Below are 14,744 nucleotides of genomic sequence, written 5' to 3'. Positions count from 1 at the left end.
TGATTGATTTGCTATAGACCTAGCTTGAAAAAAGGAGTAGGGAGAGAGGCAATACTTGACGATTAAGGGAAAGGGGGAAAGGAAAAACCTTTAACGTTTTCCCCAAACCTAATAGTTGAAAATGCACAAAGCGAGCAGTATTTGGGAGGTATATTACTTTTTGTAGGGAATCACTAAAATTCAATGAGCGATAGCGATCGCACCACGTTTAACTCCTCGCTGTGCAGACAAACGACGAAATTGGCTTAAAGCTTTCGAGAATGGGTAGGTAAATTTTGATGAGACAATCAATGGCGATCGCATGAATCCGACGCCTATAACCCGTGGTTGCGTCAATTCCTAATCTCTTTCAATTTGAGAAATTGCTAATTTAATCACCGCTTGAACTCCTGCTTCCTGTTCTTGGGCCAATGCGGTTTGCAGAGGTTCTAAAGCAATGCCATCACCAATTTTCATCAATGCCAAAGCGGCTGCTTTTCGAGTTTCCCAATCGGGATGATGCAATAACTCAATGAGGTTGGGAATCGCTGCTTGATGAGCTAAGCTGCCCAAGGCTACCGCCGCTTCGCAACGCACAATTGGGGATATATCGGTGAGGGCGTTAATCAAGATTTGAAATGCTTCTGCCTCTGTGCGTTCTTCTGCGATTTTAGCGATCGCTCCTACCACTGCTGCCCGCACTTCTGGGGAGTCAGAGTTAATTTCTCGATATAAATGTTCTTTTGCCTGTGCTCCAATAAATGCCAACGCCCATACTGCATATCCTTTGGCACTTTCTGGATATTCGGATGAAGCTAAAATTTTCAACAATGCCGGCACAGCAGCCTCACCAATCTTAGCCAGCGCCCCTACTGACGAACCTTTGACCACGGTATCTTCATCATTTAGGAGAGCGTTTACCAAGGTGGGAACTGCGATCGGGTCAGCAATCAGTGTCAAAGTTTTAGTGCTAGCTCGCCGTACAACTGGATTTGGGTGATTTGCCACGGCTTCCAATAATAAAGGAGTTACAGGCTTACCAACTTTACCTAATGCCTCTGCAAAACTCAAACGTACCATACCCCGTGAGTCTCCCATACTCTCAATCATCTGCTTGAGGATTTTTTGGTCATCAGGGTTGAAGGTATTTAGATTTAATTGCTCACTGACTGCTGCAAGTAAAGCATCAGTTTCGGCATGGGATAGCTGAATTGGATTTTCCCCGGACAGAGTTTCAAAGTTGACCATGTGAATTAGGGAATGGGGAGTGAGGAGTAGGGAGTGGGGAATGGTAAAGAGTTTTTACAGTTTTAAGCAATTTAAAACTGAGTAATTAAAGCTTGTTACCTTTTGCCTTGTTGTACTAGTTACTTCCGCTGAGAGTGGCTTGCTGATTACGCAGTTCTTGGAGCGCAGCATCAATTTTGGCAAGCTCAGGCTCCAATTTTGCCATGATGCTTACCCTCATCAACTTAGCGCGTTTTGCTGTTTCTGTAGTTTCTTGAACTAGGCGTTCTCGATATTGCTCAAGTTCTGCAATGACTTCTGCTATGTCTTGAGTGGTTACATCTTTTGTTGTTAGTTCTGAGGTTTCATCCATATCTTTTGTTTCCTTTATGTGTATTTATGATGATTTTTTGTCAGTGTTCAACTGTTGTTTATTGTTAGTTACTTTTCCAAAGCTAGTGGTTTTTTGATCCATACAAGTGAACGATTGTCAAAAAAGAACTAACTAATACCTGACAAAAGATACATTCCGATCTTCTCAGATTGCGTTACCACTGGTAAAGCTTTTTGAAGGAAATCATGACATACTCCCCCCAACGGGTTGGACATTTCCCTAACTTTCTTGAGAACGGGATGCCCCACAGTCCTGTGTTTTATCCCTTTTTTGTTACTTTAGGGAGAGGAAAATCAAGAAGAAGTTCAACTAAAGAGAAACTGACTGGAGAAGCCCCAAGCGGAGTCTCAATTAACGCTCCTAAACCATTCAGTAATGCCCTGAGCGATGGCATTTGCTAATTTCTTCTGTTGTTGTGCATCCACTACCCACTCAAATTCGTCGGGATTGCTCATAAAACCCAACTCCAACAACACCGATGGCGCCGCCTGCGGACGTGTCAACGCTAGGTTATCCCAAAACACACCATAAGAATTTCTGTCTAACTCTTTAACTAGATATTTCTGCATAAAGACAGCTAGGTTATGAGCTTGGGGATGATACCAGAAGGTGCCAACACCCTTGGTGTTTTCGGCATCGCCATTATCCGGCAGAGAGTTGTAATGTATGGAAATAGCGATCGCTGGTTCTTCTTGACTAATAATTGTCTGACGTTCTACTAAAGAAACTTCCTTGTCATCTTCCCGCGTCATCACCACCGTCGCCCCTCGCTTCACCAACTCATCCCGCAACAACTTGGAAACTACCAAATTGACATCTTTTTCTAAATATCCAGTTGGCCCACTGGCACCAGATTCTTTACCTCCATGCCCTGGATCTAGTACAATCTTGAGATTAGCTAAAGGCTTTCGTCTTGTGTTCCCGATTTCAGGCGGATGACGCAAAGCCAAAACCAGGGTTGTACCGTCGTATCTCAGCTTATATCCCCACTGTTGAGCTTTTTTGAGGTTAAAGGTGTATTTTACTCGTTCTGGTGTCTCCTGTTGCCAATCTAGGCGAGAAATTAGGGGGTCATCGTCCAGACGAATAATGTCCGTTTGGGCAGTAGTATTGTAGAGAGTGAGAGTAAAAGCGCGATCGCTCTGTTGGACGCTCACAGGTACGGGGACTTGTAAGGGGAAAACCATCTCTGTAGCACCAGGGAGTTGACGGTATCCGACACTGCGAATTATTGTTTGTGGCGGAACTGCACCGGGTAAAGTGCGGGTTTCCTGACTATTAATCCAAGCTCCATAGTCTAGGCGCAACCATTCACCTTCCTTACCTGTAACCGTTGCTCGTGTGCCTTTGGGCAATGGTGTGAGTCGAGAATAATCGGTACTGGGGCCAGTCCGTGCTACACCTGCATCTACCGTCACCTCAGCAACTGGTAACTCTGCTTTGGAGAGGATTTGAATTTTACCATTTCCTGGTTGAGTTATGGTCTTGCCGTTGAGCGTCAGTTGAAACTGGGGTTGTCCCAGCTCACTAGCAGTTGCCACTGTGGTGCAACCTTTGTAGCTGCCTACGCTAGACTGGCCATGAGGCTGATTTTGCCCCGTCAATGCTGCCAAATTAGTTGGTAGTTGGGCTTGCTGGGGTTGGGGCAAAAGGGTAACAGTTTGATTAGCCAAGTGGACAGATACACTGGCGTTAGGGGGTGCGATCGCGCTAAAACAAATAAGTTCTCCCGGTAGTTTGGCAATGTCAGCGACGGGAGTGAGGGAATCTTTTGCAAAGGCCAACCCCTGTGGAAGTTCAGCCACAGTAGCAAGCCTTGTCACTTTAATCTGGAGTTCTTGATCTCGGTGACGCACAGTAAACAGATTCTCTCCCAACTGCAAGGGTAAACTCGGAGAAAAATGACCAGCTTTGCTGCGGGTAATTGGCTTACCATTGATCGAAACTTGTCCATCGGGAGGTGCTGTGCCCAGAAAAAAGATTTTTTGGGCACTTGTTTGGTAGTTGGTCTGGGGAAAAACGACTAGAAGAGATGGCTCTGCCAAGGCTACGGAGGAGGTGAGAATACAGCCTAATATTACTAATCCTAAGAGGTTTTTCACAGCAAGATCGCGGAAGATTTGACCACAGTCACTATGGCACAATGACGGGATGTATTTTTAGAAGTTGTTAGAAATTCAAACTACTATGACTAAGTTTATCTTTGTAACTGGAGGCGTAGTCTCCAGTATTGGCAAAGGCATTGTAGCAGCAAGTCTGGGGCGTTTGCTCAAGTCGCGGGAATATTCGGTGTCGATTCTCAAACTTGACCCTTATATCAATATAGATCCTGGGACGATGAGTCCGTTTCAGCATGGGGAAGTGTTCGTTACCCAGGATGGCGCGGAGACAGATTTAGACTTGGGACATTACGAACGCTTTACCGATACTTCAATGTCGCGATTAAACAGCGTGACTACTGGCTCAATTTACCAGGCAGTCATCAATAAAGAGCGGCGCGGAGACTATGAAGGCGGCACAGTACAGGTGATTCCTCATATCACTAATGAAATTAAAGAGCGAATTCTGCGAGTTGCTAAAAGTACAAATCCATCTGTAGTGATTACAGAAATCGGCGGTACGGTAGGAGATATCGAATCGCTGCCGTTTTTGGAAGCAATTCGTCAGTTCCGCAAAGAGGTGGGACGCCAGAATGTCTTGTACATGCACGTGACGCTGGTGCCGTGGATTGCTTCTGCTGGTGAGATGAAAACTAAGCCAACACAGCATTCAGTCAAAGAACTGAGATCTATTGGCATTCAACCAGATATTTTAGTTTGTCGCAGCGATCGCCCCCTACCCACAAAATTAAAGCAAAAATTGTCGGGATTTTGTGATGTGCCTGAAGAATGTGTCATCACCTCCCAAGATGCCAAAAGTATTTATGAAGTACCGCTGAATCTAGAGTGGGAAGGAATGGCAGAACAAGTGCTGGACTTGCTGCAAATGGAACAGCGTACACCAGATTTAACCCAGTGGCAAACCCTGGTAAAACGGTTACATAGTCCCAAACACGAAGTAGAAATTGCCATTGTCGGTAAATATGTGCAGTTAAGTGATGCTTACTTGTCTGTGGTCGAAGCACTCAACCATGCTGCAATCTCCACCTATGGTAAACTGCGCCTGCGTTGGGTGAACTCAGAAATTTTGGAAACTGAATCAGCCGAAACTCATCTTGAGGGTGTTGACGGCATAGTTGTCCCAGGCGGTTTTGGACTAAGGGGAGTGGATGGCAAAATTGCCGCCATTAAATATGCTCGAAATCGCCAAATTCCCTTCTTGGGTTTATGCCTGGGAATGCAATGTTCTGTAATTGAATGGGCAAGGAACGTAGGGGGATTAACAGACGCTAATAGTGCCGAATTTGACGCTTATACAACTGACCCAGTAATTAATTTATTACCAGAACAACAAGAAGTTGTAGATTTAGGGGGTACAATGCGCTTGGGACTATATCCTTGTCGTGTTCTCCCTGATACTCTAGCTTTTAAGCTCTATCAAGAAGACGTGATTTATGAACGACATCGACATCGCTATGAGTTCAACAATACTTACCGCGATTTGTTGTTAAAGTCTGGCTATGTGATTAGTGGTACTTCTCCTGATGGACGTTTAGTTGAAATTGTGGAGTTACCCAAGCATCCATTCTTTCTTGCTTGCCAATTTCATCCAGAATTTCAATCGCGTCCCAGTACTCCTCATCCCTTATTTAAAGGGTTCATTCAAGCGGCAATTTCGCTCTCAACTTCTGGTACACCAACACCATTGGAGGTGTCATAACAATTCAAAATTAAAGTTGCGCTTTCAGCGCACCAAAGGTGCGACTCAAAATTAATTTTTTAGATTTTGAATAGACGCATAGCAACATTAACTTAGGGCTTGGGTACATTTGGCATACAGGGTGCATCATTCGTAAATTTCGGACTTGAGGAGATGTTGTGACGTACTGGGTGAAAATCCTTTACGAGAGGAAAGAATATGTAGTAAATTTTGAGCGTGTCCATGCTTTTTGTTACGAACGAAATGGCAGGGTTACTTTTTGGTTACCAGATAGTGCCATTCCCATAGTAATTAACCCACAAAATAATCTGGAAGACTATCAAAAGGTTCTCGATTATCTCGAATGCGTTACCGAATTGGAATTAAATCACGCCTATTGGGTGAAAATTATTTACGAAAAAAATGAATATGTAATCAATCTTGATTGCATCAGTTCCTTTTGTCATGAACCAAACGGTAGGATAACTTTTTGGTTGCCAGATGGCACTATTCCCATCATTATCAACCCTGTGAGTAATCCTGAATCCTATGAAAAAGTTGTAAAATACGTTGAGAAAGCAACAGGATATTTTTTGTCTTAGTATTAACTAAGTATTAACTAATTCGTAATTTGTAATTAATTAGGACAATCAGTCATTAATTAATAATTAATTAAGGACACAGAGCAACTAGCTTCAGTATTTGGGTAGGTAGATGTAGGGTGTGTTGTCGTGGAGGGCAACGCACCTTAAATTCTTGATGGTACGTTAGCCTATGCATAACTCACCCTACAGCTACTACATTTATGTACAAAGACTAGCAGAAATCCCCAAATAATTGCAGAATAAATGCAGTTCGTCATTATTACTACCTGGAAATGCCGACTACACTTGCTGACGCACAAAATTTGCTTTCCGATCTCATCGCCCGTTACTCAGAGCGTGTAGATTATCTGATGATTCGCCTCGAAGAAGCAGAAGGGACTGATATCTTGTTGCGTGGCGACAAGGTAGAAACCCTGAGTGAAGGTATCTCGATTGGTGGACATATTCGCGCTTGTTATAAAGGTGGATGGGGGTTGAGTTGCTTTAACCAGCTTTCGACAATTAAGGATCGTATCGAAGAAGCGATCGCTGCGGCGCGGATGGTTGGTGATGAAGAAACTTTACTCGCACCCATTGACCCAGTGCAAGTAGTATGCAATCTGCCCCTCATCGGCACCGATCCTCGAAAAATCTCACTTTCCGAGAAAAAACAATTATGCGATCGCTATACGGAATTGCTCAAAAATGTCGATCGGCGGATTACCACTACCTCGGTGCGCTATGGAGACAGCGCCCAAAGAGTAATCATCGCCACTTCTGAAGGCACTTTCATTGAGCAATCTTGGGTGGATATGGAAATGCGGTTTGCTGCCACCGCCAAGAATGGCGAAACTGTACAAACTGGCAGAGAAACCACTGGTTCTCGCAAAGCCTACGAAGATTTAACTAATTTAGATGAACAAGTCCAAAGTGCAGCTCAAAGAGCGATCGCAGCTTTATCTCTGCCATCAGTAAAAGGCAATACCTACACCGTAGTCATTGACCCAATTCTTACTGGTTTGTTTGTCCATGAAGCCTTCGGACACCTTTCCGAAGCTGATATGGCTTATGAAAACCCAGATTTACTGGAAGTCATGACCATTGGACGACGGTTTGGCCCAGAAGAACTGCAAATTTTTGATGGTGCCGCCCCAGAAGGACATCGCGGTAGTTATTTTTACGACGATGAAGGCACCCCTGCCACTACTACTCAACTAATTAAAGATGGAGTTTTGGTTGGACGTTTGCATTCTCGCGAAACCGCAGGCAAATTAGACGAAACTCCTACGGGTAATGCCCGTTGCCTCAATTATCACTTTACTCCCATTGTGCGGATGACAAACACCTGGATTGAACGGGGTAAAACACCAGTCAAAGACTTATTCACTGATATTAAAGAAGGAGTTTATGCCCGCAATTGGTTGGGTGGAATGACGAACGGCGAAATGTTTACCTTCAGTGCCGGGGAAGCGTGGATGATTAGAAACGGCAAAATTGCTGAACCTGTACGCGATGTCACACTTTCGGGAAATGTATTTCAAACTTTAGCGGATATTGAAGCAATTGGTGATGACTTTTATTGGGATGAATCTGGCGGTTGTGGCAAGGGAGGGCAAAACGGCTTATCAGTGGGTTGTGGTGGCCCAAGTCTACGAATTCAAGATGTAGTGGTTGGTGGAGAAATATGAAGCAAAATTCAGACGACTGACGCCAATATTGTTGTTTGATAAATTATCGAATCTTGGAGGGTGTGTTATGCAGTAGGCTAACGCACCTTTAATTTTTGATTAATGTAAATTTCGCCAAGATAAACGAGACATCAGTTTGAGAGAACTGTATGCTATTAATCAGGCTTTTCATATAGAGGAATTGTCTGATGAAAAATACTTCGGCGACAGATAAAGATGCAAGCTTTCCCGTATTTGGCAAAAATAAATTTAGAATTACAAAGAAACAGATTTTATTTAGTACCCTCATTCTCAGCCTTGGTTTGTTAGGATTGACCAGTTTATGGTTTAAATCCAGATATGACTTTGAGGATAAGATGACTGTAAAATTAAAAGAATTATCTAATGCCGATTATCCCATAAATCCCGCTCCCTTAGGTAAAAACTTTCAAAGATATTCTAACAGAAAATTAACAATAATCAAAAAAGATGACACACATTTTGATTTTGTGTTGGAGCCAACAGACAATAAAACAGCAAAAATAGTTATTAAAAATATTGATTTAGAGTTATTAGTCCCCAAAGCGCCTGCATGGGTTAAAAAAGATGAGGGTTTAGAAGTAATAGCTTTTACAGACAGGGAATGGAATAGACAACAAATTAGTTTTCCGGTAAATTCACCAAATATCGAAATTGTTGGAGGTGATAGTTTTGAAAAGCAAAATATTGTCGAGGTGGCTTTAGCTAACAATTGCTTAAATGCTGGATATTGGGAAATTTTGCTGTTTAATAAAGAAGATAATAATAAAACACTTTATTATCAAAGTTGGTTTACCTTTCCAATGGGACATTATAAAAATGCTTTTGAAAAGATTAATAATATTTCTTATTGGCGGCACTGGTGGAGATTAGAACACTGGCAAGATCCAGCCGGTACAATAGTCAAGACCAATCTTCTGAGAAATGTCATCGATCAAAAAGAAGTAGCTACTCAATTTCCATTAGATGAAAGGATAATTTTGGCGGGAGAACAAAGTAGAAAAGTAAGAACTACCCTAGCAACCAATATCACAAGTTGGAGAGATTTCTACAATAATCAAAATGAAATTAAATTTGCAAGTTTCCGTCCGCCAGGATTCTACGATCAAAATAAGCCTTGGGGAAATCAATACTGGAGAATCGGCAAATTTGATAAAGCCATTTTGCGCAACATTAAACCGATTGGTGTTGAGTCAAATTTACAGGAAATTGAATTAGTATTCACAGACACTAAAAATGGCGAACAAAATAAATTATTCATCAGTGGTGTTAATCTGAAAAAGCTTCCTCAATTACCTGTAAAAGAGTATCCTAAAGGCTTATACATGCCAATGGGAATTGGGATACCTCCTTTTTATCAAAGCTACGAAGAGTTAACCAAAAATCATCCAGATGTTAGCCCCTTTTTCAGCGTGTTACTAGATTCGCAGGAACGGTGGATAGATCATCATCACTTAGCAGTTGATGGTTCAGTAATGCACCTTGATAAAGAGAACCCAAATCTGTTGCATATTTACTTGTTATCCTACGAAAGGAATACTTTAGTAGCTCATTTTTTGCTTAATTTGGAATAGGTATAGCTGAATTGAGAATTCACAAGTAAGAAAAATGGAAATAAAACTTCAAAAGTTCAGAGCCTCAACTTCTGAAAAAACTTATGGATGCCTTTATTGAGAAGTGATTGAGTAGGACTATACTCATTAAAGTACTTGCTTGAGTAAAGCTATCCACATATCAGACGGATAAGAGTAGTAATCAATTTCCTCAATTTGGTATTGATAAGATTCACTACCTTTTCGTAAAATAATGCGATCGCTAGCTTTAATGCCGTTGCCTACTCCAGTCATGTAGCCTATCGTTCCTTCATTTACTCGCTCAAATATGTAGTCGCTTCCACAAATTTGTTGGCTATAATCATGTATTTTATAGTGCTGTGTTAATTCTTTTAGTGAAGAGGCCAGTAGGGGTAACTTATTGAAGAAACTAAAACTTAAATTCATATATGTTGTATTAAAAAACTATCTATTAAAAATATTTTTTTATATAACTGATGATTAATGATTAAGTTTTATTAAAACTTAACTCTAAATTATTAATATTTACTTTTTAGCAAAATTTATCTGATACTGAAAAGCTCTTGTCTGTAAATAATGAGGATATATATTTATCAGATAAAAATTATTTGTCAATATCTATCGATTAATTAGTTTACTTTCTTTAATCTTGAGCATTCAGTAAAATACTAGAGAGGTAATAGTACTTGTTGAGCAACCATTTAAATTTACAGTACTATTAACCGCAGCCTCAACTGTAAAATCACCGAATTATTCAACAAGATTGGCTAAATTTTGAAGATTTTTCACTGATTTTGTTAAGATTTATTCACCAAAATATTATGTCTGGGAAATTTAGTCTAGATGTATTTTATAAAATAAATATATTTTAGTTGAAGTAGGGCTTAGTAGCTTTATCATAAGAGTCTTAGACATCGTGCAAAGCCAATGTTTTAATTACGAATTAATTTTTTAGCCAATCGCCACAGCAGCGAAAATGGTAGAATTTCTGCTGCTGTTAATATTTCCACAAACTGACCTGATGGACGCTTCTGGATAGCACGGGCAGCCGACAAGCCGCTTCTCTTCTCTAGGAGACGCTAAGAGCGAACGAGACGCTGGGAAAACGCGTCTACGCATCCGCAAAAACTAGGCGACGCGTTTGAAAAATTCAGAGCAAAAATCCAGTCAGAACGCGAAAACCACTGAGTAATACCAATTCAAAATTCAAAATTAAGAAAGCCAGATAGAACAAAGGTTTGGGAGTATATATCTGTCGTATTCTTTTTTCAAATTGGCATAATTTTGGATTTTAGATTTTGGACTTTCCTGCGCAACGCTACGCGTAGCTTGCTTCTCCGTAGGAGTACGGCTACACTGAGTCGAACGATTTTGGATTAAAAGTTTTAAGTACAAAGTTGTTTGTGTACTTTTAATTTGCATAATTGGGCGGGCAAGATGCCCACCCACAAGAGTTTTAAGTTTTAGTCTGTTAAAACTCTCCGGCTAAGGCTGCAACACAGCGTTCGCAAATTAGCGGATGTTCTGCTGATTCTCCCACATGGGTGGAGTAGTTCCAACAGCGATCGCACTTTTCCCCGTCAGCATTCACTACTGCAATTACCCAGTCTTCCGTCTGCGCTGTATATTTTAATCCTTGCAGTGCATCAGCAGAATCTAATAATTCCACTTGGGAAGTCAGCAATAAATACCGCAGTTCGTCAACACCGTTACCGATAGCTGGGTTAAAGGCTTTGATTGCATCGCCTAACTGTTTGTCAGGGATATGAATCAAAGCTTTCGCTTCCAGGGAAGAACCAATGAGTTTTTCTATCCTGGCTTGTTCTAACACCTTGTTAACATCAGTGCGAAGTTTTCGCAGTGTTTCCCAAGATTCGGCTAATTCTGGATTACGCCACTTTTTGTCCACCTGCACCCAACCAGCTTCAAACACTGATTTGTAAGGTGTTTTGTAGGGGAGATATTGCCAGATGTCTTCGGCGGTGTGGCATAATACTGGAGCGATCGCTCGTGCTAAATTCTCTAAAGCTATCTTCAGCACTGTTTGACAGCTACGACGGCGCAGAGCATTTGGCGCACTGATGTACAGTCTATCTTTGGCAACGTCCAAATAAAAGTTAGATAAATCCACCACGCAGAAATTCTGCACTGTTTGGAAGAAGCGGAAGAATTGGAAACTCTCAAAAGCTGCTGTTACTTCCTCAAACACCTCAACAATGCGGTGCAGCATATAGCGGTCAAGTTCTGGCAATTCGTCGAAAGGTACTGCATTTTTTTCGGGGTCGAAATCATCAAGACTACCCAACAAAAATCGCGCTGTATTGCGAATTTTGCCTCTGACATCGTTCAGTTGCTTGATGATATTTTTACCAATGCGGACATCGCCGGAGTAGTCTACCGATGATACCCACAATCTCAAAACATCTGCACCGTAAGGCGGTTCTACTTTTTGATTTTTACCGCCTTGAATGATTGTATTTGGGTCAACCACATTTCCTTCTGACTTACTCATTTTTCGGCCTTGTTCGTCTAAAGCAAAGCCGTGAGTCAGCACAGTTTGGTAAGGTGCACAGTCATTAACCGCCACACTAGTAAGCAAACTTGATTGGAACCAACCGCGATGTTGGTCGGAACCTTCCAAATACATATTCACGGGGTAGCATAACTCTGGACGCTGTTTGGCTACAGCTGCCCAAGATGAGCCAGAATCAAACCATACATCCATTGTGTCTGTACCTTTGCGGTAAGACTTGCCGTTTTGGCGATAGGATGCTGGTAATAACTCTTCAACTGAAAGTTCCCACCAAGCATCAGAACCATTTTGGGCGATAATTCCTTGGGCGTGGTTGATAATTTCCTCATTCAGCAGGGGTTCCCCAGTGGCTTCATCGTAAAAAACGGGAATAGGTACACCCCAAGCACGTTGACGGGAGATACACCAATCAGAACGTTCCGCCACCATTGGCGTGATGCGATTTTCACCTTGGGCTGGAATCCATTTTACAGTGGCGATCGCCTTGAGCGCTTCTTCCCTAAATCCCTCCACCGAAGCAAACCATTGTTCAGTGGCGCGGAAAATCGTCGGCTTTTTCGTCCGCCAATCATAAGGATACTTATGCTGATAAGGTTCTTCCTTCAACAAAGAACCAGCCGCCGCCAACGCATCAATCACCGCCTGATTCCCATCACCCAGCACATTCAACCCAGCAAACTCTCCCGCCTCTGCGGTAAAATTCCCGTTATCATCCACTGGTGCAAGGATAGGCAAACCATAGCGCTGACCAACAATGTAGTCTTCTTGACCATGACCCGGAGCAGTATGTACCAACCCAGTGCCCGACTCAGTTGTAATATAATCACCACCCACAACCACCGGACTTTCCCGGTCAAACAAAGGATGACGATATGTACTATGTTCTAAATCGCTCCCCTTAACCGTAGCTTTCACCGCTAACTCAACACCCAAAGTCGCAGCCAACCTCTCCACCAACTCCGCCGCCACAATCAAATACTTGAAATCACTTTCCGCCTTTGCGTCTTTGCGTGAGATTTCCACCACCGCATAATCCAACTCCCCATTCACCGCCACCGCCAAATTCCCCGGAATCGTCCAAGGCGTAGTCGTCCACACAGCCACACCCAAATCCGGCAAATATTCCCCCAGCAGTGATTTCACTCCTTCCCCAAGACTGATAACAGGAAACGCCACATAAATACTCCGAGAAACATGACCTTCCGGGTATTCCAACTCAGCTTCCGCCAAAGCAGTTTTCGAGCTAGGACTCCAGTGAACAGGCTTCAAACCCCGATAGATGTATCCTTTTAAGAACATTTGACCAAACACGCCAATTTGCGCCGCTTCATATTCCGGCTTCAGCGTTAGATAAGGATGATCCCAATCACCCCAAACACCGTAGCTTTTAAAGCTTTGGCGCTGGTCATCTACCGCAGCGAGGGCATATTCTTTGGCTTTTTGTCGTAGTTGCAAAGGCGTTAAGTTTTGCCGTTCTGCTGACTTCATGTTTTGCAAAACTTTCAACTCAATGGGCAGACCGTGACAATCCCACCCAGGAATGTAGCGGACTTTACGTCCTTGTAGCAGTTGGTAGCGATTAATAATATCTTTAAGAATTTTATTTAAGGCATGACCAATATGAAGTGAGCCATTAGCGTAGGGAGGCCCATCATGGAGTATAAATAATTCGCCTGGGTTGTTTTCAGAGAGGCGATCGTAAATTTTATTATCTTCCCAAAATTTTTGGATTTCCGGCTCACGCTTGATGGCGTTTGCTCGCATCTCAAAGTTAGTCTTGGGTAGGTTTACAGTATCTTTGTAGTTTCCTGATTCGGTCACAGTTTCATGCCTAACTTATATGGTGCAGGTTTATCAATTATAGAAGATGGCATGAAGACGAAAAAATCAACTTGACAATTTGTTCTCATTTTGAAAACATAACGTTGATATAGTAAAAAATTGCCGTTTTATTTCCTGTCTGACGTGCCTTATCTAGTTCATCTCTAGCTGGGATTATTTAAAACATAATCTAAAGTTCTGAATACTTTTGCCATGCCAACTTTGCTGCACCCACCATCCCAGCAAACTTTCCCAACTGGGCTGGCAAAATTTGTAAACCCTCTCGTGATAAAGGCTGCACTCGCTTCTCAATTTCTGCCTTCATTGCTGGGAAGAAAAACTCGAAGCTACCACTGATACCACCACCTATAACGATCGCTTGTGGTGTCAGTACATAAACCAAAGTTGTCAAACCAATACCTAAACACTGACCATATTCTTGCCAGAAAGTCAAGGCTGCGGAATCTCCTTGTTGGGCAAGGATGCCCAGTTCGATGGGTTCCTGGAGAGTACGGCGACGAATGGCAGTAGCAGAAGCATATTGTTCCAAAGAGCCTTGATTACCGCTATTGCAGATTGGCCCATCAGGGTTGAATGAAATTAAACCGAGTTCTCCAGCAGCTCCTTGATGTCCAACAAACAATTTGCCATTGAGGATAATTGCACCACCAACCCCAGTTCCTAAAGTTAGGAGAATCAAATTTTGAAACTGGCGACCAGCTCCCAACCAAGCTTCTCCCAAAAGAGCGCAGTTAGCATCATTACCAATTACAGTAGGTTTGCTAGTTTTAGTTTCCAACCAGTCTGCTAAAGGTACATCGAGCCATCCAGGTAAGTTAATGGCAATTTTCGCAATGCGCGCCGCTGCATCGGCCGGGCCAGGAGTCCCCACACCAATAGCAACACTTTGATTATCTGGATCAATTTGAGCGATCGCATGTACCAACACCGCCAGCACTGCCTCTGGCGTTGTTGGTTGAGGAGCTGTCAAAGTTAAAGATTGCAGGCAAGTACCATCAGGTGTAAAACGCCCCAGCTTAATTGCTGTTCCCCCCACATCAATGCCAATTACTTCATTAGTCATTAGTCATTAGTCATTAGTCATTAGTCATTAGTCATTAGTCATTA

At 42.5% G+C, this 14,744-nt stretch carries 12 protein-coding genes; 4 read left to right on the top strand and 8 right to left on the bottom strand.

Annotated features, from left to right (window positions below):
* Nucleotides 1-180: 180 nt before the first annotated feature.
* The 4 genes from ACM0OY_RS12105 to ACM0OY_RS12090 all read right to left on the bottom strand — a co-directional run bounded on the left by ACM0OY_RS12105 (nt 181) and on the right by ACM0OY_RS12090 (nt 3,702).
* Nucleotides 181-336, bottom strand: a complete 156-nt coding sequence (locus ACM0OY_RS12105; RefSeq protein ID WP_414569096.1) for a hypothetical protein — start codon at nt 334-336, stop codon at nt 181-183.
* Nucleotides 337-339: 3 nt separating this feature from the next.
* Complete coding sequence (locus ACM0OY_RS12100; RefSeq protein ID WP_414569095.1) at nt 340-1,227, bottom strand: HEAT repeat domain-containing protein; 888 nt, start codon at nt 1,225-1,227, stop codon at nt 340-342.
* A 115-nt stretch (nt 1,228-1,342) separates the two neighbouring features.
* Nucleotides 1,343-1,579 (bottom strand): hypothetical protein, encoded by a 237-nt coding sequence (locus ACM0OY_RS12095; protein ID WP_414569094.1) that lies wholly within the window; start codon nt 1,577-1,579, stop codon nt 1,343-1,345.
* 368 nt (nt 1,580-1,947) lie between these two features.
* A complete protein-coding gene (locus ACM0OY_RS12090; protein WP_414569093.1) occupies nt 1,948-3,702 on the bottom strand; it encodes an N-acetylmuramoyl-L-alanine amidase in 1,755 nt (584 codons plus the stop codon).
* Nucleotides 3,703-3,787: 85 nt separating this feature from the next.
* Between ACM0OY_RS12090 and ACM0OY_RS12085 the strand changes: the two genes are divergently transcribed.
* From ACM0OY_RS12085 to ACM0OY_RS12070, 4 genes are all read left to right on the top strand, one after another.
* On the top strand, nt 3,788-5,419 hold the full coding sequence (locus ACM0OY_RS12085; protein WP_414569092.1) for a CTP synthase: 1,632 nt from the start codon (nt 3,788-3,790) through the stop codon (nt 5,417-5,419).
* A gap of 158 nt (nt 5,420-5,577) precedes the next feature.
* Nucleotides 5,578-6,000, top strand: a complete 423-nt coding sequence (locus ACM0OY_RS12080; protein WP_414569091.1) for a hypothetical protein — start codon at nt 5,578-5,580, stop codon at nt 5,998-6,000.
* Between the two features lie 275 nt (nt 6,001-6,275).
* Complete coding sequence (locus ACM0OY_RS12075) at nt 6,276-7,670, top strand: TldD/PmbA family protein (RefSeq protein WP_414569090.1); 1,395 nt, start codon at nt 6,276-6,278, stop codon at nt 7,668-7,670.
* 188 nt (nt 7,671-7,858) lie between these two features.
* Nucleotides 7,859-9,262, top strand: coding sequence for a hypothetical protein (locus tag ACM0OY_RS12070; RefSeq protein WP_414569089.1), 1,404 nt, complete (start codon nt 7,859-7,861; stop codon nt 9,260-9,262).
* Nucleotides 9,263-9,388: 126 nt separating this feature from the next.
* Here the strand turns inward: ACM0OY_RS12070 and ACM0OY_RS12065 are convergent, their stop codons facing one another.
* From ACM0OY_RS12065 to ACM0OY_RS12050, 4 genes are all read right to left on the bottom strand, one after another.
* A complete protein-coding gene (locus tag ACM0OY_RS12065) occupies nt 9,389-9,688 on the bottom strand; it encodes a hypothetical protein (RefSeq protein ID WP_414569088.1) in 300 nt (99 codons plus the stop codon).
* A gap of 506 nt (nt 9,689-10,194) precedes the next feature.
* Nucleotides 10,195-10,317 carry a hypothetical protein gene (locus ACM0OY_RS12060; protein ID WP_414569087.1) on the bottom strand — a complete coding sequence of 41 codons (123 nt, stop codon included), beginning with the start codon at nt 10,315-10,317 and terminating at the stop codon, nt 10,195-10,197.
* Between the two features lie 416 nt (nt 10,318-10,733).
* A complete protein-coding gene (gene ileS / locus ACM0OY_RS12055; RefSeq protein WP_414569086.1) occupies nt 10,734-13,616 on the bottom strand; it encodes an isoleucine--tRNA ligase in 2,883 nt (960 codons plus the stop codon).
* 190 nt (nt 13,617-13,806) lie between these two features.
* Nucleotides 13,807-14,700 carry an ROK family protein gene (locus tag ACM0OY_RS12050; protein WP_414569085.1) on the bottom strand — a complete coding sequence of 298 codons (894 nt, stop codon included), beginning with the start codon at nt 14,698-14,700 and terminating at the stop codon, nt 13,807-13,809.
* Between the last annotated feature and the right edge of the window lie 44 nt (nt 14,701-14,744).

The organism is Nostoc sp. CCY 9925 (assembly GCF_963920935.1).
Lineage (GTDB): Bacteria > Cyanobacteriota > Cyanobacteriia > Cyanobacteriales > Nostocaceae > Nostoc.
This window is presented reverse-complemented; position numbering and strand designations above follow the sequence as displayed.